This is a genomic window from Exiguobacterium sp. s21 (assembly GCF_018617975.1).
Classification (GTDB): domain Bacteria; phylum Bacillota; class Bacilli; order Exiguobacteriales; family Exiguobacteriaceae; genus Exiguobacterium; species Exiguobacterium mexicanum_A.
Map to the genome: position 1 here is coordinate 151,372 of NZ_JACSLF010000002.1, position 21,550 is coordinate 172,921.

General features: G+C 51.5%; 28 protein-coding genes. 20 read left to right on the top strand and 8 right to left on the bottom strand.

The genetic code is table 11. The features are described 5' to 3' along the window. Positions 1 to 7 precede the first annotated feature (7 nt). Complete coding sequence (locus tag KNP06_RS03245; RefSeq protein ID WP_214709578.1) at positions 8 to 538, bottom strand: HD domain-containing protein; 531 nt, start codon at positions 536 to 538, stop codon at positions 8 to 10. Positions 539 to 765: 227 nt separating this feature from the next. Between KNP06_RS03245 and KNP06_RS03250 the strand changes: the two genes are divergently transcribed. The 4 genes from KNP06_RS03250 (at position 766) to KNP06_RS03265 (ending at position 3,619) form a co-directional block, all read left to right on the top strand. Next, entirely contained in the window at positions 766 to 903 is a 138-nt protein-coding gene (locus KNP06_RS03250; RefSeq protein ID WP_016510424.1) for a hypothetical protein, read from the top strand. A 179-nt stretch (positions 904 to 1,082) separates the two neighbouring features. After that, entirely contained in the window at positions 1,083 to 1,481 is a 399-nt protein-coding gene (gene spxA / locus KNP06_RS03255; RefSeq protein ID WP_015881217.1) for a transcriptional regulator SpxA, read from the top strand. Between the two features lie 180 nt (positions 1,482 to 1,661). Continuing rightward, positions 1,662 to 2,318: an adaptor protein MecA gene (mecA, locus tag KNP06_RS03260; protein ID WP_034776946.1), complete on the top strand. Its 657-nt coding sequence runs from the start codon at positions 1,662 to 1,664 to the stop codon at positions 2,316 to 2,318. A 68-nt stretch (positions 2,319 to 2,386) separates the two neighbouring features. Continuing rightward, entirely contained in the window at positions 2,387 to 3,619 is a 1,233-nt protein-coding gene (locus KNP06_RS03265) for a DUF2254 domain-containing protein (RefSeq protein ID WP_034776948.1), read from the top strand. 43 nt (positions 3,620 to 3,662) lie between these two features. Here KNP06_RS03265 and KNP06_RS03270 read toward each other — a convergent pair whose 3' ends face one another. Further along, a complete protein-coding gene (locus KNP06_RS03270) occupies positions 3,663 to 4,385 on the bottom strand; it encodes an SDR family NAD(P)-dependent oxidoreductase (protein WP_214710528.1) in 723 nt (240 codons plus the stop codon). Positions 4,386 to 4,466: 81 nt separating this feature from the next. Here KNP06_RS03270 and cls point away from each other — a divergent pair, with 81 nt between their 5' ends. From cls to pepF, 3 genes are read left to right on the top strand one after another with little or no spacing between them, the layout of a single operon-like run. Beyond that, positions 4,467 to 5,978, top strand: a complete 1,512-nt coding sequence (cls, locus tag KNP06_RS03275) for a cardiolipin synthase (protein ID WP_034776952.1) — start codon at positions 4,467 to 4,469, stop codon at positions 5,976 to 5,978. 12 nt (positions 5,979 to 5,990) lie between these two features. Next, positions 5,991 to 7,052, top strand: coding sequence for a competence protein CoiA (locus KNP06_RS03280; protein WP_214710529.1), 1,062 nt, complete (start codon positions 5,991 to 5,993; stop codon positions 7,050 to 7,052). 17 nt (positions 7,053 to 7,069) lie between these two features. Further along, positions 7,070 to 8,872 (top strand): oligoendopeptidase F, encoded by a 1,803-nt coding sequence (gene pepF / locus KNP06_RS03285; protein WP_214710530.1) that lies wholly within the window; start codon positions 7,070 to 7,072, stop codon positions 8,870 to 8,872. A 221-nt stretch (positions 8,873 to 9,093) separates the two neighbouring features. Here pepF and KNP06_RS03290 read toward each other — a convergent pair whose 3' ends face one another. Next, a complete protein-coding gene (locus KNP06_RS03290) occupies positions 9,094 to 9,867 on the bottom strand; it encodes a DsbA family protein (RefSeq protein WP_214709570.1) in 774 nt (257 codons plus the stop codon). A gap of 85 nt (positions 9,868 to 9,952) precedes the next feature. After that, positions 9,953 to 10,534 (bottom strand): CYTH domain-containing protein, encoded by a 582-nt coding sequence (locus KNP06_RS03295; RefSeq protein WP_214709569.1) that lies wholly within the window; start codon positions 10,532 to 10,534, stop codon positions 9,953 to 9,955. A gap of 107 nt (positions 10,535 to 10,641) precedes the next feature. Between KNP06_RS03295 and yjbM the strand changes: the two genes are divergently transcribed. Genes yjbM through KNP06_RS03310 form a run of 3 tightly spaced genes read left to right on the top strand, consistent with a single transcriptional unit; the run spans position 10,642 to position 12,965 of the window. Next, positions 10,642 to 11,286 carry a GTP diphosphokinase gene (yjbM, locus tag KNP06_RS03300; protein ID WP_034776960.1) on the top strand — a complete coding sequence of 215 codons (645 nt, stop codon included), beginning with the start codon at positions 10,642 to 10,644 and terminating at the stop codon, positions 11,284 to 11,286. 11 nt (positions 11,287 to 11,297) lie between these two features. Next, positions 11,298 to 12,095, top strand: a complete 798-nt coding sequence (locus KNP06_RS03305) for an NAD kinase (RefSeq protein WP_034776962.1) — start codon at positions 11,298 to 11,300, stop codon at positions 12,093 to 12,095. Between the two features lie 3 nt (positions 12,096 to 12,098). Next, positions 12,099 to 12,965, top strand: coding sequence for an RluA family pseudouridine synthase (locus tag KNP06_RS03310; protein WP_214709567.1), 867 nt, complete (start codon positions 12,099 to 12,101; stop codon positions 12,963 to 12,965). 40 nt (positions 12,966 to 13,005) lie between these two features. Here KNP06_RS03310 and KNP06_RS03315 read toward each other — a convergent pair whose 3' ends face one another. Next, positions 13,006 to 14,172 carry an FtsW/RodA/SpoVE family cell cycle protein gene (locus KNP06_RS03315; protein WP_214709564.1) on the bottom strand — a complete coding sequence of 389 codons (1,167 nt, stop codon included), beginning with the start codon at positions 14,170 to 14,172 and terminating at the stop codon, positions 13,006 to 13,008. Positions 14,173 to 14,320: 148 nt separating this feature from the next. Between KNP06_RS03315 and fabI the strand changes: the two genes are divergently transcribed. Together fabI and KNP06_RS03325 are read left to right on the top strand one after the other, a co-directional pair. Then, positions 14,321 to 15,094 (top strand): enoyl-ACP reductase FabI, encoded by a 774-nt coding sequence (gene fabI / locus KNP06_RS03320; RefSeq protein WP_214710531.1) that lies wholly within the window; start codon positions 14,321 to 14,323, stop codon positions 15,092 to 15,094. Positions 15,095 to 15,179: 85 nt separating this feature from the next. Beyond that, positions 15,180 to 15,368, top strand: a complete 189-nt coding sequence (locus KNP06_RS03325) for a hypothetical protein (RefSeq protein WP_021066964.1) — start codon at positions 15,180 to 15,182, stop codon at positions 15,366 to 15,368. A 2-nt stretch (positions 15,369 to 15,370) separates the two neighbouring features. On the opposite strand, the gene KNP06_RS03330 is transcribed toward KNP06_RS03325, so the two are convergent. Then, a complete protein-coding gene (locus tag KNP06_RS03330) occupies positions 15,371 to 15,880 on the bottom strand; it encodes a YjcG family protein (RefSeq protein ID WP_034776969.1) in 510 nt (169 codons plus the stop codon). A gap of 173 nt (positions 15,881 to 16,053) precedes the next feature. Between KNP06_RS03330 and KNP06_RS03335 the strand changes: the two genes are divergently transcribed. Genes KNP06_RS03335 through KNP06_RS03350 form a run of 4 tightly spaced genes read left to right on the top strand, consistent with a single transcriptional unit; the run spans position 16,054 to position 17,901 of the window. Further along, a complete protein-coding gene (locus KNP06_RS03335) occupies positions 16,054 to 16,599 on the top strand; it encodes a phosphatidylglycerophosphatase A family protein (RefSeq protein ID WP_034779805.1) in 546 nt (181 codons plus the stop codon). Continuing rightward, positions 16,599 to 17,183, top strand: coding sequence for a phosphatase PAP2 family protein (locus KNP06_RS03340; RefSeq protein WP_214710532.1), 585 nt, complete (start codon positions 16,599 to 16,601; stop codon positions 17,181 to 17,183). The genes KNP06_RS03335 and KNP06_RS03340 overlap by 1 nt, the downstream gene beginning before the upstream one ends. Next, positions 17,180 to 17,713 carry a hypothetical protein gene (locus KNP06_RS03345; protein ID WP_214710533.1) on the top strand — a complete coding sequence of 178 codons (534 nt, stop codon included), beginning with the start codon at positions 17,180 to 17,182 and terminating at the stop codon, positions 17,711 to 17,713. Before KNP06_RS03340 ends, KNP06_RS03345 begins: the two co-directional genes overlap by 4 nt. Further along, complete coding sequence (locus KNP06_RS03350) at positions 17,710 to 17,901, top strand: nucleotidyltransferase family protein (RefSeq protein WP_138859685.1); 192 nt, start codon at positions 17,710 to 17,712, stop codon at positions 17,899 to 17,901. Before KNP06_RS03345 ends, KNP06_RS03350 begins: the two co-directional genes overlap by 4 nt. A 28-nt stretch (positions 17,902 to 17,929) precedes the next feature. Here KNP06_RS03350 and KNP06_RS03355 read toward each other — a convergent pair whose 3' ends face one another. Both KNP06_RS03355 and KNP06_RS03360 read right to left on the bottom strand, forming a co-directional pair. Continuing rightward, positions 17,930 to 18,217: an FHA domain-containing protein gene (locus KNP06_RS03355; RefSeq protein ID WP_029595769.1), complete on the bottom strand. Its 288-nt coding sequence runs from the start codon at positions 18,215 to 18,217 to the stop codon at positions 17,930 to 17,932. A gap of 273 nt (positions 18,218 to 18,490) precedes the next feature. Further along, complete coding sequence (locus tag KNP06_RS03360; protein WP_138859683.1) at positions 18,491 to 19,222, bottom strand: hypothetical protein; 732 nt, start codon at positions 19,220 to 19,222, stop codon at positions 18,491 to 18,493. Between the two features lie 151 nt (positions 19,223 to 19,373). On the opposite strand from KNP06_RS03360, the gene KNP06_RS03365 reads away from it, so the two are divergent. The 4 genes from KNP06_RS03365 to KNP06_RS03380 all read left to right on the top strand — a co-directional run bounded on the left by KNP06_RS03365 (position 19,374) and on the right by KNP06_RS03380 (position 21,518). Next, a complete protein-coding gene (locus KNP06_RS03365) occupies positions 19,374 to 19,943 on the top strand; it encodes a GNAT family N-acetyltransferase (protein WP_214710534.1) in 570 nt (189 codons plus the stop codon). Further along, the gene (locus KNP06_RS03370; RefSeq protein ID WP_214710535.1) at positions 19,943 to 20,656 is read left to right on the top strand and encodes an alpha/beta fold hydrolase; all 714 of its coding nucleotides are present in this window, start codon (positions 19,943 to 19,945) and stop codon (positions 20,654 to 20,656) included. Before KNP06_RS03365 ends, KNP06_RS03370 begins: the two co-directional genes overlap by 1 nt. Further along, entirely contained in the window at positions 20,649 to 21,209 is a 561-nt protein-coding gene (locus tag KNP06_RS03375; protein ID WP_214710536.1) for an NADPH-dependent FMN reductase, read from the top strand. Before KNP06_RS03370 ends, KNP06_RS03375 begins: the two co-directional genes overlap by 8 nt. 69 nt (positions 21,210 to 21,278) lie before the next feature. Next, positions 21,279 to 21,518, top strand: coding sequence for a hypothetical protein (locus KNP06_RS03380; RefSeq protein ID WP_214710644.1), 240 nt, complete (start codon positions 21,279 to 21,281; stop codon positions 21,516 to 21,518). Positions 21,519 to 21,550: the final 32 nt, after the last annotated feature.

Here is a 21,550-nt window from a genome sequence, read left to right on the forward strand (position 1 = left end):
GACGGTGTCAGGCGTTTGAGATGCGTGGCAAGTTCGAGAGCCGTTCGACGACCGCGTCAATCAGGCGGACACGGGCAAGGGCATCTTCGATTTCCATCGTCTCATAGTGATGCAGTCCGCCAGGTTGTTCCACGTACGTATCCGCATCATGGACGAGCTGTTGGAGTGGGGTACGTTGAATCCGGTTAGGCGGGAGATAGGAATCGGTATGAAGCAAAATCATGACCGAGATCTCTTTCGCGCGCGCTGGGTCTTCCCCGAGACGAATCAATAGCTTATGGGCGCGTTCGGCCCCTTTAATGGCATGAATGTCGTTTTGACGGTATAAATCGTAGTTCCATTTGCCTTCGGTGTACCATTCGTAGTGACCGATGTCATGGAGCAGAGCAGCTTTCGTCGCTAAATCCGTATCGAGTCCTCGTCGCGTCGCCAATTCGAGAGCGCGTTCACACACGTCGACGGCGTGTTTCAGACCGGAACGGGTCAAATATTTTTGGGTGACCGGATGTCGCATAATCGTCTCTAGCGTAATTCTCATATTCGCTCTCCTCCTTGGTGATTTCAAAGGTTATTTCTATTAACTATACGGGAATTGAAAAAGAAAAGCAAATTTGGAACGTGTGAAATGATGAAAATCTTCGAGATTGTTCAACCATTTTCATAAGAATGTGCTATAATTTAATTGTAGATTAGTGCAAGTTCAAGATTTTCAGATTCAGTAACGGTCGGTGGGTCGAGTCCTTATGGCGTTGGGGGTGAGAGACCATGAAAGAGCGTGACAAAGTATTGCAACAGAAAAAGAAACTTCTGAAGGAAGTCCTCAAGAAGAAATTGAAAGACTTACAAGTGAAGCCTGGCAAAGAGACGGTATCACAACCGGTTTCTCGAATGCCGGCGTCCTAGAACGGTCGATCAAGGGTCGCATTCTCCTGAATGCGTCCTCTTTTCTTACCCGAGTGAGAAAAGTTATCATTGAAGTTTCAATAAATAAGAATTATTATAATTAAGTGGACGAATTTTTGGGTATACAAATAGAGTCACTTGAAAATGATGAACGAACACTTGATCAGGGAGGAACGAAAATGGTCACATTGTACACGTCTCCGAGTTGCACATCGTGCCGAAAAGCACGAGCATGGCTCGAGGAGCATGATATTCCATTCACGGAACGGAACATATTTTCAGAACCACTCTCACTCAATGAGATCAAACAAATCCTACGTATGACAGAAGATGGGACAGATGAAATCATCTCGACCCGGTCTAAAGTTTTCTCGAAAATCGACGTATCGGTCGATGCGCTTTCACTCCAACAACTATATGATTTGATTCAAGAATATCCAGGATTGCTCCGCCGTCCGATTCTGATTGATGAAAAACGTCTTCAAGTCGGGTACAACGAAGATGAGATTCGTCGATTCTTGCCGCGCAAGGTCCGGACGTTCCAACTTCAAGAAGCGCAACGACTCGTCAACGAGTGAGGAAGCATACTGTCTAAGCAGTGTGCTTTTTATTATTCCGTTTTTCCGATAAAATAATAGTAACAACCCCATCATCAATAGATTGACACGTTAAAAAAAGGGTACTATGATAACAAGACAATTTCCCCTCTCCTCCTTAATTGTTGAAGTAGGAGTGAGGTGAGAAGGGAGTGGACAATCGTGAAAATTGAGCGCATCAACGACAACACCGTCAAATTTTTCATTACGTATGTCGATATCGAGAAACGCGGTTTCGCTCGTGATGAAATCTGGTATAACCGAGAACGTGGTGAGCAGCTGTTCTGGCAGATGATGGACGAAGCGCACGAACGAGAAGATATCTCGTTTGATGGTCCACTATGGATACAAGTACAAGCGTTTGAAAAAGGACTTGAAGTGACCGTGACGATCGCGAAAAATGTGATTGACTCTGAAGACGATTCTGAGCTTGGGTCACTGCTGCGCTCGGCAATCGATGAGGCGCGCGATCAGCAATCGGTGCTTGATCAATTGAGTGAACTTGATGAAATCGAAGCTGAGCCGGAGGCGTGGGCTCCGCTCGCCATGGAAACGGATGACTTTGAGGCGATCATCTCGCTCAGTAAACGAGCAGGAGAGGCGTTGAACAACGTCAACCTTAAGTTATTCCATTACGACAATCGGTATTACTTGTGGATTGACTTCCCAGACGAGATGGAACCGGAAGAAGAAGAGAACGTATTAAGTCTCTTAGCCGAGTATTTGACGTTCAGCACGCAGACGTTAGCGATGCTTGAAGAATACGGCAAGCTCATTCTCGACGGGGATGTCTTCTCAAAAGTCCGTCACTATTTCTAAACCCTAATCGCCTGTTCATGTGGACAGGCGATTTTTTTACCAATTTATACATATGAAGAGGTGTCGTGATGCTCAAGCGGATTCAATTAAAGTTGGAAGATAGCACCTGGTTCGTCCCGTTTTTATACGGAGTGGGAGGGATCACATTAACGTTCCTGACTCAATATTTTGGAAGCTTCTTTCGGGAGCTGTTACCGGAAATCATTTATTTAGACAAGGATTCAGCAGCTTCTGTCCTGTCTTCGTCGTTCACGAGCCTCATGACGATGATGACGTTCAGCTTTTCGACGATCCTCGTCGTCTTGACGACGTATTCGTCGCAGTTCTCGCCTCGGACGATCAATAACTTTTTGACGAACTCGGCGTCGAAGCATACACTCGGCCTGTTCATCATGACGACGGTGTACGGCATTACGAACTTGTTCCTTATCCGGACATCGGATGAAGACGTCGTACTCGCTTCAGGCATCAGTGTCCTGCTCGTCGTCAGCTCGATTTGGGCGTTCGTTAAATTCATTCAAACGATCAGCGTCTCGATTCAAGCGGAGCGCCTCTTATCGGCATTGCACCGCGAAGCGCTATCCGTCATTGAAAACCAGAGACGGGCGGTCGAAGAGGAAGACATGTATATCGTCCCGAAACGAACGGTGCACACGTTCGAAGGACAGGCGGTCTATGCCTCTCGAACGGGCTACGTCCAACTGTTCTCGAGCGAGAAGCAGGAGAGCCGTGACGTCGACTTCGAATCGGTCGTGGCCGTCGGGGACTTTGTAGCGGAAGGAGATATTCTCGGCTATTGGCTCGCAGAAGAAGCGCCCGATATCGACGTGTTCCAAATCGGTGAAATCCGTTCATCGATTCAAGACCCGGCGTTCGTCATCGAGAAGTTGAGTGAGATCGCGCTGAAAGGCGTCTCACCGGGCATCAATGATCCGAATACGGCGATTCACGCGATTCACTACATCGGCGATATTTTACGCGAACTGAGCCGATTGCCGGCAGGCGACTTTTTATTCTCCAACGACAAGAGCAACTGGCATGCCAAACGTAAAACGATGGAAGCGACATTGTTCGAGGCGTTCGCTCCTGTGAAGACGTATGCGAGTCACGACATTTTCGTGATGGCATCCGTCTTCGAGGCGATCCGAATCGCGCGGATTCAGGCACACGCCTCGCATGATGAAACGTTCGAGGACTTCATCGACTACTTTGAGGAAGCGCTCGACTTGGATGAGTTGCATCCACGAGAGAAAGCGTTCTTGACGAATCAGATGACGAAAGCACGGAAAATACGTGATTAACGAGAAAGGAAGGGGTCCGAGAAGACCCCTTCCTTTCTGTGCATCATGAGAGGGTATAGCCCCCATCGACCGTAATGGCTTGGCCGTTGATATAGCTCGACGCCTCACTCAACAAGAAGGTCACGACCGGCGCCACTTCATCCGGTTTAGCGGCATGTCCCCGGAAATGATGGGTCATCGCCTCTTGGAACTTGGCTTCCCCGCCGTACAACTTGTGACTGAGCGGGGTGTCGACCGGACCGAAACAGACCGCATTGAAGCGGATTTTGCCTTTCATTCGATGGGCGAACGTCTTCGTCAAGGCGATGACGGCCGCTTTGGAGGTGGCGTATGGACCGAGCATCGGTGGGAATTTGACGTGGCCGACGATGGCAGCGTTGTTGACGACGCTCGCTCCATTCGCGAGGAGCGGGATAGCGCGTTGGATAAGTCGGTTTGTCGCGAGCACGTTCAGTTCAAAGACGTCATCGAACGCGGACGCAGGCAACCGTTCTGGTGTCCCGGGGCGCCCGAACGTCGCCGCGTTATTGAATAGTCCGTCTAACGTGATGGCCCGGTCTTTGAGTTCGTCCATCATCGCCTCGATGTCGTCGGGTTGGGACAAATCGCATGCCATAAACGTGACGCGAGCGGATGCCGCCTCGATTTCTTCGCCTCGTGCCTCATCTCGGCCGATGCCGATGACGTCATGTCCTTCCTCTGCTAACCGGGGGGCGACGGCCCGTCCAATCCCGCTCGTCGCTCCCGTAATCAAAAATGTGCCCATATTTCGTTCGCTCCCCTCAAAAGATGGCGTTAAGTTGTATAATTATGATAATACAAGATAGAAACGGGGTCAGTTTATAATATGTTGCGACGCATACAAGTCCTTTTATCCCTGATTTTGCTCGCAGGTCTCATTGCCGTATTATCATATTACTGGAGCTCCCAAGTGATTGGCTTGTTCTCGGTGCTCGTCTTTTTGACGACGTTCAGCATTTTGCTCGTCATCTTGCTCGAGAACCGCAATCCGCAACGGACGCTCATTTGGGCGATCGTCATGCTCGGCTTCCCGGTCGTCGGTCTGTTCGCTTATTTCGTGTTCGGACAGAACTATCGCCGGAAGCGGATGTTCAAAGAGAAAGCGATGCTCGATGAAGAGACATACCTCGCCTATCGGCAGAAGGCGATGACGTTGTCGCCGTCACTCATGTTCTCCCACGACGATTATGAGAAATTGCTCCATTTGACGTCGTCACTCAATCAATTACCCGTCTCATCGAACACGTATACGCAAGTGCTGACGAACGGGCAAGAAAAGTTTTCGAAACTGTTGCCCGCCTTGAAAGGGGCGACCCGCCACATCCATCTTGAATATTATATTTTCCGGGAAGATCGTATTTCTCGGGAAATTCAACGCATTTTGATCGACAAGGCGAGGGCGGGGGTCGAGGTCCGCTTCTTGTACGATGCTGTCGGTTCGATCCATACGAGCGGGACGTTCTTCGACGAGATGCGGCAAGCAGGCGTCCACGTCCAAGCCTTCTTCCCCGTCGTCTTACCGCTCGTGTCGAGCAAGACGAACTACCGCAACCACAGGAAGATCGTCGTCATCGACGGGACGGAGGCGTTCACCGGCGGGTTGAACGTCGGTGACGAGTATTTGGGCGAACATTCGAAGTTCGGGTTCTGGCGTGACACGCATCTGTACGTCAGAGGGGAAGGGGTGTCGGAACTGCAACTGATCTTTTTGCAGGACTGGTACTATATGACGGGCGAGCGCCTGTTCACTCCGTTTTATCTCGAACCGCTCGAGACGGTACGCAGCGCGAGCGGGGGTGTGCAGATCGTGGCGAGCGGACCGGATGAACCGTATGAGACGATGAAGTCGATCTATTTTGCGCTGATCAACGCCGCGAAAAAATCGGTCTATATCTCTTCGCCGTATTTGATTCCCGATGAGGACATCATGAGCGCGCTCAAGACCGCCTCGCTATCAGGAATCGATGTCCGGATCGTGCTCCCGAGCTATCCGGACCATAAGATCGTGTTTTATGCGAGCCGGTCGTACTTCGAGGAGCTGCTCAGCGCCGGTGTGAAGATTTATCTGTATGAAGAAGGGTTCATGCACTCGAAAGTCATCGTCGTCGACGATGGGCTGGCGACGATCGGGACGGCGAACATGGACTTCAGGAGCTTCCACCTCAATTTCGAGGTGAATGCGCTCTTATACAACACGAATTCCGTCCATCAGCTCAAGCAAGATCTCTATAAAGACTTTGAAGGGTCACACGAGTTGGAGTTGCAGGCGTTCTCGGAACGGTCATACTTCATCAAACTCGTCGAGTCATTGGCCCGAATGTTTTCACCACTACTATGAGGGGGAAGCGGCATGCGGTTTGCCATCGATCGGACAGGGGGGTATGTCGATGCCCTTACGTTAAGTCGGGGGCGGATCGAACCGTTTGCCCCTTTTGTGTGTCCAGAATGCGGGGAACGGGTCATCGTCAAGCAAGGTGTGAGGCGACGGCTTCATTTCGCACATGTCCATCCGTGTGGACGAGGCGAGTCGACGGGGCACCACGAAGACAAATGGGGTGTTCGGCAGTGGCTTCAGACACAAGGTTACGCCGTCGAACAAGAAGTCATCATCGGCGCACGGCGTGCCGATTTGCTGGCCCGACGCGACGATACAAGTCTCGTCATCGAAATTCAAGCGTCGACGCTCACAATCGAGTCTTACGTCGAGCGGACGAGACATTATCGCGACAACGGACTCGATGTCGTCTGGCTGGCGAGCGGATTAGAACCTAGTGCTTGGCCTTCATTGCAGCCGTGGATGCGTCACGAACTGTTTAGACGGCATGGCCTCCATGTCCCTTACAAGCAATCACTTTATCGTTTCATTGGCTTCCCGATATCGGTTCGACGTGGCGTTGGTCATTGGCAGACCGTATCGTCATTCTCGAGTTCGCCGTTCGAATGTTATTATCGTTTCGACGCCCAGCAATGGGTTCAACTCGTCCGGCGGCGCCGCATGACCCCGCCCTATCCGACGCCGCAGTACCGGCGGCTCGTCTTGAACCGGTTGTATCCGATCGGAATGCTACCGTCTCTTATGCCGAGTTGCTGTTACTTGCCGTTATCCTCGCTTTGGGGCATCCACGTCCATCCGTTCACGTTTCAGAAGGTGCTTTATTTGAATCGGCGTGAGCGTCCCGACGACTCCGTCGCATGGAGTATCGAAAAGACGTGCCGCCAGTTTGACGTGACCCCGACAAGCGACTTTCTCCAAGCGTTTGAAGTACAATGGAGACAACTCTTGAACGTGTTTGATATGACGGAGTCGGTGCGGGATTGGCACGTCCCAAAGACGCTAGAGACGGCCCTTCTCCACGATCTTCGATTATTTCAAGGGTTTCAGCGATTCATGGCGAAATCGTATACAAACTAGGAAAAGGAAGTGGACATATGTCAGAAGTACTCACACGAAAACAAGTACCCGTCGAGGAGACGTGGAACTTGGAGACGATTTATGCGGACGATCAGGCGTGGGAACACGATTTTGAAGCATTGAAAGTAAACGTGCCGGCCTTGGTCGAGTTTAAAGGTAAACTCGGGGAATCAGCCTCTACTTTGTTTGAAGGCCTGCAACTTCGCGACGACATCTCACGTCAATTGCATAAACTGTATACATACGCCCATATGCGTTATGACGAAGATACGTCGAACAGTCATTACCAAGCGTTGAACGACCGGGCGGGCTCGCTCGCGGCCCAAATCTCGGCTCAGCTCGCATTCATGACGCCGGAACTGCTCGCCATCGATGAGAGTCAAATCGAGGCGTTCATGGCGGAACACGAATCGCTCAACGTCTATCGCCATGCGTTCGACGAGTTGGCGCAAGAGCGTCCGCACGTGTTGACGGAAGCCGAAGAGGCGATTCTCGCTCAAGCTGGTGACGTGCTCGGCCAGTCGAGTTCGACGTTCGGCATGCTCAACAACGCCGATTTGAAATTCCCGAAAGTGAAGAACGAGAAAGGTGAAGACGTCGAATTGACGCATGGCCGTTACATCACATTCCTCGAGTCGAGCGACCGTAGCGTCCGCGAAGGGGCGTTCAAGGCGATGTACGGCACGTACGAGCAATATTTGAACACGTTCGCCTCGACGTTGTCAGGCAGCGTGAAGAAGGATAACTTCTATGCGACGGTCCGTAAGTTCGAGAGTGCCCGTCAAGCGGCGCTCCATCATAACGCCATCCCGGAAGCGGTATACGACGGTCTCGTCGAAGCGGTGAACGAGCGCCTCGACTTGTTGCATCGTTACGTCGCGCTCCGGAAACGGGCACTCGGTGTGGACGAGCTGCATATGTATGACTTGTATACACCGCTCGTGAAAGACGTGGACATGAAAATCCCATATGACGAAGCGAAAGACTTGATGGTCGAGGGACTCGCACCACTCGGTGACGAGTACGTCCAAATCGTCAAGGACGGTCTCGATTCACGCTGGGTCGACGTCCGTGAGACGCGTGGCAAACGGAGCGGTGCTTACTCTTCAGGCGCGTACGACACGCAGCCGTTCATCTTGATGAACTGGCAAGACAACGTCAACAACTTGTTCACGCTCGCCCATGAGTTCGGTCATTCGGTCCATAGCCATTACACGCGGGCGTCGCAGCCGTATCCATACGGGGACTACTCGATCTTCGTGGCCGAAGTGGCATCGACGACGAACGAGGCGCTCTTGAACGACTATTTACTGAAGACGCGTACAGACCGCCAAGAGCGGCTCTATCTCTTGAACAATCAGCTCGAGACGTTCCGTGGCACGTTGTTCCGTCAGACGATGTTCGCCGAGTTCGAGCATATGATTCATAAAGCGGCCCAAGATGGCGTCTCGCTCACACCTGAGTACTTGAATGAGACGTACCTCGAGCTCAACAAGCGATACTTCGGAGACGAGCTCGTCATCGATGGGGAGATCGCCTTCGAATGGGCACGGATCCCGCACTTCTATTACAACTACTACGTTTATCAGTATGCGACGGGCATCTCGGCGTCAGCCGCATTGTCGCATCAGATCATGGACGAAGGGGAACCGGCCGTCCGTCGTTACATCGACAAGTTCTTGAAGGCCGGGTCGAGCGATTATCCAATTGAAGTATTGAAGGCGGCTGGAGTCGATATGACGACGAAAGCACCGGTGCTCGCAGCGCTCGATCAGTTCGAGGCCGTGCTAGACGAGATGGAAGCGTTACTTTTCCAATAAAAGGAGCGGGGAGTGAACATTATGTGACAATATGAACAAAGTGCTTGTCACGGTGCGCTCGTCTCGGTATATTATAAGTGTGAAATCAATCACAAACCCCTTTATTGACCGTAAACTTTCTCCCAACCTGTGATCTGTATAGATACTCGGGTACGATGTTTTCCGTCCCCGCGGGAAACATCGAAAAAACCCACGGCTCCCCGGCCGTGGGTTTTGTTGTGTCATTTATTCGTCGCCCAAGCTTCGCCGCTGCAGCCCGGGACAGGCCGGCAACGTTGTTGGAGCGACAGTTTTTTTAATTCTCTTTCGATGACAGGCTTGTCGAGCTCTAAAATGAAAGCGAGCTCGGTAATCGTCGAGGCGTCATAGTGTCCTAACACTTTCTCGACGTTCCAATCGGTCTCACGGGTCGGTACATAGCCGAGCAGTTCGACCATGACAGCCTGATAGACGTCATACGGATAGAGTCCTTCGATTTTGAGCGCCTCGTCACGCGTGACGAACGTCAAGGCGGGAAGCGATTCGATTTCCCAGTCTTTCAAGATCTCATGATCGACCGCCAGTGCGCTTAGCAGTTGATTGGATTGGATATCGGCAGCCAACTCATCGATGTCGAGTCCATAACTGACGAACGAGCGGGCAATTTCCCATAAGTCGTTGTCGCTAGAGCCATCCTTCAAAAAGATATCGTTAATATGCAGATGGCGCATGAAGCGCATCGCATGACGTTTCCCTTGTAACTCCATAGCCTTGATCATCGTGAGAAGGCGAACCTCTTCTTGACATCCGCCAACACAACTAGGAACCGTCGAAACCATACGGAAACGAATCAAGTGCCCGTATTCAAGTTCGAGTTTTTTAATGAGTGTCATCACGTGAAGCCCGTCTGGATCTGAGATGTCCATGAAATAGAATAACTCTAATGGCTTATATGTTACTTGGATAGAAGATTCTTCCAATGAACAGGATGACTCATTACATTGTTCAAGTTCCATTGTGTCGCCTCCTCTCGTAAACAAAAATCAAATATATCGTATGCTCATTGTAGCAACGAAAAAAAAAGGTTGGCAACGTATCTGCTCAACCTTGATTTCGACGCATCTTTTCTTCCGTGAATCGAACGATTTTATTTTTGGCGGGCCGGAGGGGAATGCCATGGCGATGAAGAAGCTGTTCGAACGCGAGTTTGCCCTTCGCTTCATCGGTCACTTCAAATTCTATTTCATAGTCGTGAATCTCCAAATAATGACTTTCGTCAAGGACGAGCAGACCGTCTGGCGTCTCGATTTCCGCACGTTTCGTCTCAAGGCGACCGAGATGTTCGAGCGGGCCGGACAACTCGAACGCGGCGAGCGCCTCTTTCATTTGGTCATCATGGATGATGCCGTATTTGAACAGGTTCTCGGCCTCTGCCTCATTGATTGGGGCATGTGTCTCGAGCAGTCCCACGTCATGCGGTTGTTTGAGTGTCAACACTTGGCCATGTTTTTTCTCGCGAATCCGTAGGGCGGCGCCGTGCTTCTTCAGTTCGAACGTCGGTGTATCGAAATAGTCATTCGCCTGCCATTTCACTTTGTCCGTTAAATCGTAGGCGGTGAGCAAGGTCTCATACTCGTCTTTCGTCAACATCGATTTGAATTCAATTTCCACTTCTTGGGTCATAAATCATCGCTCCATTCTATGAACAATTGTTCGTTTATGATACCATACAATCGGATACATACGGAAAAAGCAGGGTTTTCCGAAATGAACGAAAGTGGTGACAGCATATGCAATCAATGGATTGGGATCAATTTTTAGTGCCGTATCAAATCGCGGTCGATGAACTGAAAGTTAAATTCAAGGCGATTCGGAAACAATATAAATCTCAAAACGACCACTCACCGATCGAGTTTGTCACGGGACGGGTCAAACCGGTCGGTAGCATTCTCGAGAAGGCGAAGCGAAAGCAAATCCCTTACGACAAGTTGTCGACGGAGATGCAAGACATCGCCGGACTCCGCATCATGTGCCAATTCGTGGACGATATCGTCCACGTCCTTGAACTGCTCCATCACCGGACCGACTTTAAAATCGTCGAGGAACGTAACTATATCACGAACCAAAAGGAATCGGGCTACCGCTCATACCATTTGATTCTCGAATACCCGGTTCAAACGATTCATGGCGAGTTCCCGACGCTTGTCGAAGTCCAAGTGCGGACGCTTGCGATGAACTTTTGGGCAACGATCGAGCACTCGCTCAACTATAAATACGACGGGGATATGCCGGTCGAGGTGCAGGAGCGCCTGCGCCGGGCGGCTGAAGCGGCATTTTTGCTCGATGCCGAGATGAGTCAGCTCCGCGTCGAGATTCAAGATGCACAGCAAGTGTTCCGGGATAAAGAAATGAACGTCCAAACGGACCAAGACTAGGGGGCCAAGGCATGCAGTTTGCGATTGTAGCACGGGGAGACGCGCGTTCGGCCGATATTGCGCGCGAGTTGACGAATAAATTGACCGAAGCGGGGCATTCGGTCTCGAAAGAGCCGCGGATCGTCGTCTCGGTCGGTGGGGATGGAACGATGCTCCAAGCGTTCCACGAATATATCGACCGGCTCGATGATACGCTGCTCGTCGGGATCCATACGGGCCATCTCGGTTTTTACGCCGACTGGCAACCAGACGAGCTCGACGAGTTGACGGAAATGATCACGAGCGAATCGTTCGAACCGGTGTCTTATCCGCTCGTCGAGGTGCTCATCGATTACGAGGACGGGACGACCGAACGACAACTCGCCATGAACGAGTGTACGATTAAAAACTATAAACGTACGCTCGTCTGTGACTTGTCGATTCGCGACGATTATTTCGAGACGTTCCGCGGTGACGGGTTATGTATTTCGACACCATCCGGGTCGACAGCCTATAACAAAGCACTCGGGGGTGCCATCGTCCATCCGTCGATTGAAGCAATCCAAGTGACGGAGATGGCGTCAATCAATAACTTGGTGTACCGGACGATCGGTTCACCGCTCTTGTTGCCGAAGCATCATCAAGTGAAGATCGAGCCGCACACGAAAACAGAATTCGAACTCGCGTTCGATCACCAAGAAGCATTGTCTTGGTCGAACGTGCGCTCGATTCGCTGTGCGGTCGCGAAAGAAAAAGTGACATTTGCCCGGTTCCGCCCGTTCCCATTTTGGCGACGGGTCCGGGAATCGTTCATTGAGGAAGGGAAGTAACCGATGTACGGATTCACATTGCATCGCGTCGCGGGGACGAACGTCCCGCTGCGCGATTTTTTAATGACAGACTGCGGCATCTCGCGCAAGATGTTGACCCAAATCAAACAAGGGGGGCTCATCCTCGTCAACGGAGAGCCGCGGACGGTACGTTATGACATCAGCGAAGGAGATGATGTGACGGTCCATTTCCCGGTCGAACAGCCGGCGGAGACGATGGTCCGCTCGTCACGCCCGCTCACGATCCTGTTTGAGGACGACTATTTACTTGCCGTCGATAAACCGGCTGGGATCGCGACGATCCCGTCGCGGCTTCATCCCGACGACACGCTTGCCAATGCGGTGCTCGGATATTACGAGCGAATCGGATTGCAGTCGGCGATTCACGTCATCAATCGACTCGATCGTGACACGAGCGGCGTCGTCATATTCGCGAAATACGCATACGTGCACCATCGGTTCAGTGAATTGCAACAGACCGGCGGATTGTCACGGACGTATCTCGCTCTCGTCGAAGGTGAGGTTTCGCCACAGACGATCGACGCTCCCATCGGCCGTGCCCCGGATTCAATCATGGAACGAATCGTGACGGCAGACGGACAGCACGCCGTGACCCATATTCTCGAAGTAGAGCCACACGAGGCATATACAGCGCTGACGATCGCCCTCGAGACCGGACGGACGCATCAAATCCGCGTCCATCTGCGCCATATCGGGCATCCGCTCCTCGGGGATACGATGTACGGTGGTAAGACCGTACTCGACCGTCACGCGCTCCACAGCGCCTCGGCGACGTTTTGCCACCCGATGACGGGCGAGAGACTCGTCATTGAGGCGACATACCCGCATGATTTTCGACTTGAAGCATAATACAAACAGTCCCGCACTCGGATGAGTGCGGGACTATTGTTTAGTCGTCGTCGAACATATACGTTTTTGATTTAGAGGCAACGTTCATGACGAGGCCGACGGCAATCATGTTCATGAGTAACGACGTCCCGCCGTAACTGATGAACGGGAGTGGCAAACCGGTGATTGGAAGTACCCCAATCGTCATGCCGATGTTTTGGAACACTTGGAACGTGAACATGGCGACGATGCCGGTAACGATATAGCTGCCGAACGGGCTGCTCGACTCGAGGGCGATATGGATCATGCGATACAAGAACAAGAAGAAGACGATGATGACGATCGCGGCACCGATAAAGCCGTAGTGCTCGGCGATGACGGCAAAGATAAAATCGGTTTGGGATTCGGGCAAATAGACGAGCCCTTGGCCGTAACCGGCCCCAAACATTTGTCCCGAGCCAATCGCTTGGAGCGATTTGATGAGCTGGAACGCCAAATCGTCCGAATACTCGTACGGATAAATCCAGGCCTGAAAACGGTTGAGCGCGTGACCAGGGAAAATCTTCGAGAGCGTCTCGAACTGGAAGAAGAACAGATACATGAATCCGCCGATGGCGATTCCGGCCGCTGTGAACAGGCCGAGGAGCCACTTCCAACCGATCCCGGAGACGATGATGACCGCACCGAGCATCGTGATCAAGACGAGTCCAATCCCGAGGTCAGGCTGTGTAACGATGAGCCCGAGCGGCGGCAATGTCACGAGCACGAGTTTCGTCAACAGCCACGTGTCGAGCTGCGATGTGCCGAATCGTTTGTTATGGTCATAGATGATGGTCGACATCGTGATCAACAAGAACAACTTCATGAACTCTGCCGGTTGGAAGCTGAATCCCGGCAAGTTATACCAGCCATACGCCCCGTTGATGTTCGGGACGAGCGTCGTGTCGCGGAGCGGGATGAGCCCACCGAGTAAAATCAGACCGAACGCATATAAAAACCAATGAATCTTTCGAAGCTGTTCATATTCGATCGTCATGACGACAAGCATCGCCACGAACCCGATGACATACCAAGTGGCTTGTTGGACGGCAAAGTTGATGCCTTGCAGGCGGACAGGGAGCATCGGCTGGGCCGTGTAGATGGCTCCGAGGCTAATCACCATCAAAAAGAAGACGATGGTCAACAGCGTCGTGTCCAAACTTTTAAAATAAGATTGAATGCGGTTCATGTGGAGTCGTGTCACCCTTTCTATACGTATTTATCTTACATTAACTAAAAAAAATCGCAATACGTTCTGAGTCGGTTGACAAAACAGACACCGTTCTGTAATCTTATAACAGATATTATCACCAGGTACTAAAAAAGGGGAGTTTACAATGTCAATCTATCCAACGTTAACGAACAAGACATACGTCGTCATGGGGATCGCCAATAAACGTTCAATCGCCTGGGCGATTGCCAAAACGCTAGACGAAGCCGGAGCGAAGCTCGTGCTCACGTATGCCGCGGAACGGTTCAAGTCGGGACTCGAGTCACTCGCAGCTGAACTTAAAGGAGACGCGCTCCTGCTCGAGTGTGATGTGACGAATGACGAAGCGATTGACACGACGTTCAAAACGATCCATGAACAAGCAGGGCCGATTCAAGGAATCGCCCATTCAATCGCATTCGCTGACAAAGAAGCACTACGCGGCGAATTCTCGGAAATGACGCGCGGGCAGTTCGCGCAAGCGCTCGACATTTCGGCGTACAGTTTGACGGCAGTCGTCAAAGCGGCCAAGCCGTATTTCGCAGAAGACGCTTCGGTCATCACACTCACGTACCTCGGCGGTGAGCGCGTCGTCCCGAACTACAACTTGATGGGTGTCGCAAAAGCAGCCCTCGACTCGAGCGTCAAATACTTGGCGAACGAGTACGGACCTCACGGCGTCCGCGTTAACGCGATCTCGGCAGGACCGATTCGCACGTTATCGGCCAAAGGTGTCGGCGACTTTAACAGCATTTTGTCTGAGCTTGAACAGAAGGCGCCACTTCGTCGCAACGTCTCGGCAGAAGAAGTGGCCTCGACGGGCTTGTTCTTGTTATCGAGCATGGGCAGCGGTGTGACAGGAGAAGTCATCCACGTCGACAGCGGTTATCATATTTTGTAAATATAGGGGAAGGGCGCAGCGATGCGCTCTTTTTTGTATTATTCCGACCTGATTTCGGGTAAGGACCTGTGAAGGAGGTTGGATCATGGGTCCTTATCAGATTGATTTCACGGTCGTCCAATATGGAAATCGCCAAGTTCAACCGACAGAACGGGCGAATATCGAGCCGGTCACGCGGATTCAGCGTGTCCAACGAATCCGGCCGCGCCAAGAAGAATGGCTAGAAGCCGAACAACAAAACAGCCCCGGTCGATTTGTCGACCGGAGCGTGTAATCTTATCCGCGGAACCGGAACGTCTCATAGACGTTCCATGTTTCGTTTTCGAGCTCATACATGACGGCCATACGGTTGACCGTTTCCTCGAAATGAACTTGCTCCATGCGCATCCGTTCGAGCACGTCGAACAGTTCGGCATCGGTCAAATCTTGCCCGATGGTGATGTGCGGGAGAAACTCGTATTTGGGAGGCTGGTTGAGAAGCCCCTCGTGGAGCTTGTCTTGGAGCGCTGACAGTTCGCGCGTCGGCAACACTTTTAAGTAGAGGACGTTGTTCGTCGGTGCGAACGAGCGGACCCCATCGATTTTTAATTGGATCGGTTTGGTCGAGTCCGCGACTTGTTGCAAATACTCGAGCACTTTCGGTAAATCGGCTTCGTCAATCTCCGTGCGTTCCTTGATTGTCACGTGTGGTGAAATCAAGGCGTACTTCGTATCGTACCGCTTCCGATACGAGTTGGCGAAATCTTGAACTTGTTTTGATGGAAATAAGACTACCCCAATCTTCATTCCAGTTCCCCCTTTATAAAGTGGTCTACTTTTTTATGATGACCGATTTATTGAATGAAGTCAAAGCGGGCTTAGTCTTTTTTTCGAGTTTTCAGTATAATAGAGGTTGAGTACTTCGGGAGAAACCTTCTCGAGATGAAAGGATGTGTAGCGGGAGTGTTCCCGCCTAGATGATGAAACATGTACCACACTCACGAGACGTACGCGAGGCCGCACGGGCTCGCTTGATTGAACGGGGCGTATCGATTGAATCGATCGCCGAGATCGTCTATCAAATGCAGGCGCCGTATTCGCCACACTTGTCATTGAAAGACTGCACGGAATCGGTCGAGGCCGTGTTAGATAAACGAGAGCTCCAACATGCGATTCTCGTCGGATCAGAACTTGATATTCTCGCCGAACGCGGACAGTTGTCCGAGCCACTGTTGTCAATCGTGGCATCGGACGAGGGCTTGTTCGGTGTCGATGAGACGATTGCCATCGGGGCCGTCAACACGTATGGTTCAATCGCCGTCACGACGTTCGGATACTTAGACAAAGCGAAAATCGGCATCATCAAACAGCTCGACACGAAAATGGAAGATGGTCAAGTCCATACGTTCATGGACGACCTCGTCGGCGCGATCGCGGCGAACGCATCGGGACGCTTGGCGCACCGCTTGCGCGATATGACCGACTTTGGCGAAGACGAGATGCGGGAACGGAAAGGCTTGTATTAATGACACCGCGCTCAAACATGTTGGCGATCACCGGGGCGATCAGTTTCGTGCTCTTCTCGGTGGTCGTTGTTTTAGGTTGGGTGGTGCCGGTTGATCGGTTCATCACGTCTACGCTTGACCCGCTCGCCGGTCCGCTGTTCGTCTATGTGACCGAGCTCGGCAGCGTGAAGGTATTGATCGGCCTGTCGTTTATCGGCATGCTTTATTTTTTGTGGCGGGGCGACCGGTTCGAGGCGTTTCGTTTACCGATTGTCGTCATTACGACGCTACTTGTGACGCAAGGGCTGAAACTCATCTATGGTGTCGACCGGCCGTCGATCGATGCGGCGCTCGACGCGACGACGTACAGTTTCCCAAGCGGTCATGCCTCAGGGTCACTCGCGTTGTATGGACTGCTCGCCGTATTGGTGTATCGACGGAATGAGACCGTCGCCGGCTTGATTCTGCTCGTCACACTGACGTTGGCCGTCTCGTTCAGCCGGGTCATCTTGAACGTCCATTATTTTAGTGACGTCATCGGAGGCTGGCTCGTCGCCCTTGTCATCGTGGCGGGGTCAGAAATGGTAAGGAGGAAACAAATTTGATTCTTGTAACACAAGTCGAAACATGGTTGTTTATGGACCGCGACCGGGCTGATGCGGCGGAAGCGCCGACGATCCTGGTCGAAAAGGATGCGTCCGGAGCCAAATCGTTCACCGCGATGCGGACATTGTTCCAACTGAAGAAGTGGACAGGGCAACACCGCTTCGTGCCGCTCTTGTCGTGTGATGAAGCGGCTTATCGAGCCTACGAGGTGTTTCATGTCGATGCCAAGCCCCCATTCACCATCATTGAATCGGGACATGTATTGATGAAGGACAATGAGCGGGATGAGGCCTATGAAGGCGCCCTGCGCGACGCAGGTGTCACGACAGACCGCGAGCGGATCGCGTTCGCAGCGGATTACCTTGAACGGGAACTCGGTGAACCGGTCATACTCGCCATCGATGAGGCGATCACGTCGCATCCCCGCGTGCCAGATGACGTATGCGTACCGGGAAATGTGACGCAGACAAGTGAACGGCTGTTCGCTTGGGCGAACCGACAACAAGCGGAGAGAGGTGACGTACGATGAACGAGTGGGAACAAAAGATCCAAGCACTACTCGACGGTTCGGTCGAAGAGTTACTCGTGCCAAAAGACGATTTTTTGACGGTCCGCTCGCTGTTGATTGACAAGGGCTGGATGTTTGAAGTCGTCGGGGAAGCGAAACACGGGGGCGTCACAATTTATCGGAAGAACAAACAAAGCGCGTCCTCTTAAGAGGAACGCGCTTTGTTTGTTTAGGCATTTAGGCGTTAGAAGCCAACTTGATTTTTTGTCGTTTTAACTTGTGTAATAACCAGGCATGTAACACTTCACAAGAATGGTGAGGAAGGGTCAGTTCAACGAGCGGGTGTGACTGACCGAATATAGTGAAGCGCGAATGGTCCTCGTCGAGCATCGATACTTGAATATCGGTCGCTTCTTGAAGCGAAATCCGTTGCTCGCCGGCTACTGCATCTTTTAGTTTCAGCATTTTTCCATTCGTCGCAAACTTGGTGAACGAAGACATTCCCTGTACTTTCAGTTGTTCCATCTCGTGTATCTATCCATCCGCATGATGAATAGATTTTCACCTCGCTTTCTCTATATTGCCTTCCATTCCTCCAGAAGGTTATTCCTAGTATACCGCCCTCACGATAAAAGAAAAGAGTTAATTTAACGAAAAATTAAGACAATTTGTTATCAGTTTTTAAAAATAGTGTCACAGGCGCATCGCTAAGGGATTTAAGGTGTAATCCGTATGGGCGGGATAACAAAAAAGAACCTGATGAGATCAGGTTCGACAAAGATTCATGCAGGGATGAACTTAAAAGCGTTCGATCTCCCACGTGCGCCGGCGATACGTCAATTGTCCCTTCAACGCAATCGATTCCTTCTTCGCGTCAAAGTCTTCCTCGAGGACGGACATGTCCTCGTATCGGCCCGCGACATAGAAGGCGATCGACACGTGGCGATTGAATAGACTCCGTTTCGTATGGTCAAAGTCGATGATCAGGCCTTGCGGTGACAACGCCAAAATTTCATCGATCACCGGGAGGGGGATGGGGACAAAACTGATGTTACGGATGTCCCGATCGAGTTTGCTTTGCAAGACGCTTTGGAGAAACTGGCTAATCGTCGACCAGTCTCTGATGTAGAGGCTGCTGTGACGATCGTTCGACTCGTTGAAGAAAGCGATCTCGTTTTGAATCGAGTTGAGGAACGGCCCCTTCAAACCTCGTTCCATGTGGCTGAGGAACAAAATCTCGGCGATTTCATGGTCTGATAACGATTCGAGCAGGTGGTAGTCGGGAAAGTCGATAGCAGTGAAGCTTGTTTGATTGTTTAAGTATTTCGTCGAGAACGTCGACAGTTCGTGCGCCTCGATATAGCGAAACCGGGTCCGGGACGACTGTCTCATCCCTTTTATGTCCGTGCGACAGATTATCATCGGGCGAGCGAGTGATAGCGCCTCGGTGACATCGCTCAGCGTCACGCCGTGAAGTGTAAAACGTTGCAGTTCTCGGTCTTGTTTAATATAGAACAACTGTTTTGACATGTTTATCCCCTCAGTTCAAAGTCACTATAGTTTGATTTTAGCAAATCCCTATCGAGAGCGCCATGTTTGAGCGGTTCGGGAGGATTGAGATGATGGTTTTTTTGTGAAAATGGTTATAATTGAGGAAAAGAAGCAGAAAGGCGGATTCCATATGTGGGGGTTGAAAAAAAGTTTTCCTGAACTCATAACGAGTCGGTTCATCTTAAGAGAACTCGAACCCCGTGACGCGAGGGCGCTCTATGTGATTCTCTCGACCGGGGAAGTGATGCGCTATTACGGGTCTGACCCTTTATTGGCCGTATATGAGGCGAAGAACGTTATCGCTTATTTCAAAGACCAGTTTCAACAAGGCAAAGCGATCCGCTGGGCGATCTGCGACCGTGAGACGAACGAACTGGTCGGGACCATCGGCTTTCATAACTGGACGCCCCAATACTTTCGTGCCGAGATCGGCTTTGAGGTTGCGCCGAACCACTGGCGTCGCGGCGTCGCGCATGAGGCGGCATCGGCCGTCATCCGTCACGGGTTCGACGAGTTCAAGTTTCATCGCATCTCGGCGCTCGTCGCCCCGGAAAACGAAGGGTCGAACCGGTTGGTGCAGAAGCTTGGATTCACGGAAGAGGGGCTACTTCATGATTATGCCTATAGTCATGGCCGTTTCATGGACTTGACGATGTATCGTCTCTTGAAAGAGGAATGGAATGAGAGGGAGGAAAGATGATGAGACAACTTGTGCTGTTACACGGTTTATGTGGGTCACCTGACTACTTTAAGGAACTTATCCCGTTGCTTGATGCGGAAGTATATGCGCTGACGCTGCCAGGTCATGCTGGAACCGAAGCAGGACCTGAGACGATGGACCAGTTCGCGGATTGGGTGGTTGCCGAGATGCGGCTCCGAGAACTCGACCGGCCGATCGTGCTCGGCCATTCATTCGGCGGCTACATCACGACAAACCTCGTCCGCCGTTATCCGACCGAGTTGTCGGGATTCGGTTTGATCCACTCGACGGCAGCGGCTGACCCGGAAGAAGCAAAAGCCAAACGCAATCAAGCAATCGAACGAGTGATGGAAGAAGGGGTCCATCCGTTCATCGATACGATGATTCCCGGCGTGTTTGCGGCTGATTCCGACACTAACTTGATTGAACGCGCGAAACAAATCGGGTATGAGATGTCGAAGGAAGGGGTCATGTCTGCCCAGCTCGCGATCCGCGATCGGGCCGACGAAACGGAGACCGTGCGTGAAACGAGATTGCCCGGACTATTCCTCTATGGGGACAAGGATCCGAACATGGACGCGGATCGTGCTTTTTTAGGCGCAGAACATCACACGAAACAAACCGTCCCAAGCAGCCATATGGGGATGATGGAGGAGCCTGAATTAGAAGCGCGACTCATCAACAATTGGCTTAAGGAGGTGCGACATGTCTAAATTCAAACTTGTCGCCGTGTCAGGGAGTCTTCGGAAAGCGTCGTTCAATACGGCGTTGCTCCACTCGATTATCGAGCTCGGCCGTGACCGCTTCGATGTCGAAATCGCTTCGATTGAGATGCCGCTCTATAACGACGACTTGATTGACCCGGATGAACCCGAAGTCGTGCGCGACTTCAAACGAGCTGTGCGTGAGGCGGACGGTCTGCTCGTCGTCACCCCGGAATATAACCACAGCATCCCGGGTGTGTTGAAGAATGCAATCGATTGGCTGTCGCTCGACCCAGGCACGCCGCTCCGTGAGAAACCGGTCATGATTGCCGGGGCGTCTCCGGGCATGCTCGGGACGGCGCGATGTCAAATTCATCTCCGTCAAGTATTTGCCACAAATCGTGCTAACGTTTTACCAGGAAATGAAATCTTTATCACGCATTGTAAAGAAAAGATTGATGATACTGGATTGCATGATGAAAAGTCGCGGCAACAAATCGACCGAGTATTATTGGAGTATTATAATTGGATTGAATTTTGGAAGCGTCAAGCAAAAAATTAACTTGAAGTCGCCCTGATTGTTTGATAGAAATGAATTGTGAAAACAAACACAAAGGGAGCGACAGCAAAAATGGAAACGTATATTGAACTGTACAATGACGGCGAGTTAGAGGACCGGGCAGTCATCAATGACGGGATGACGTTCGGCCGGGTCACGATTGTGGAATTATTCTATCAGACGGGCCATATTTTCGGATACGTGAAGGCCGATGGAGAGAAACGTTTCTTCCTCGAGCCGGTCGCCGGGGACGATACGTTCATCGTCGAAGGAGATCGTTATTCGCTCCAACAGTTCATCGCCCTATTTTGATGTTCACGACGCAAGCGACTCGCTTGCGTTTT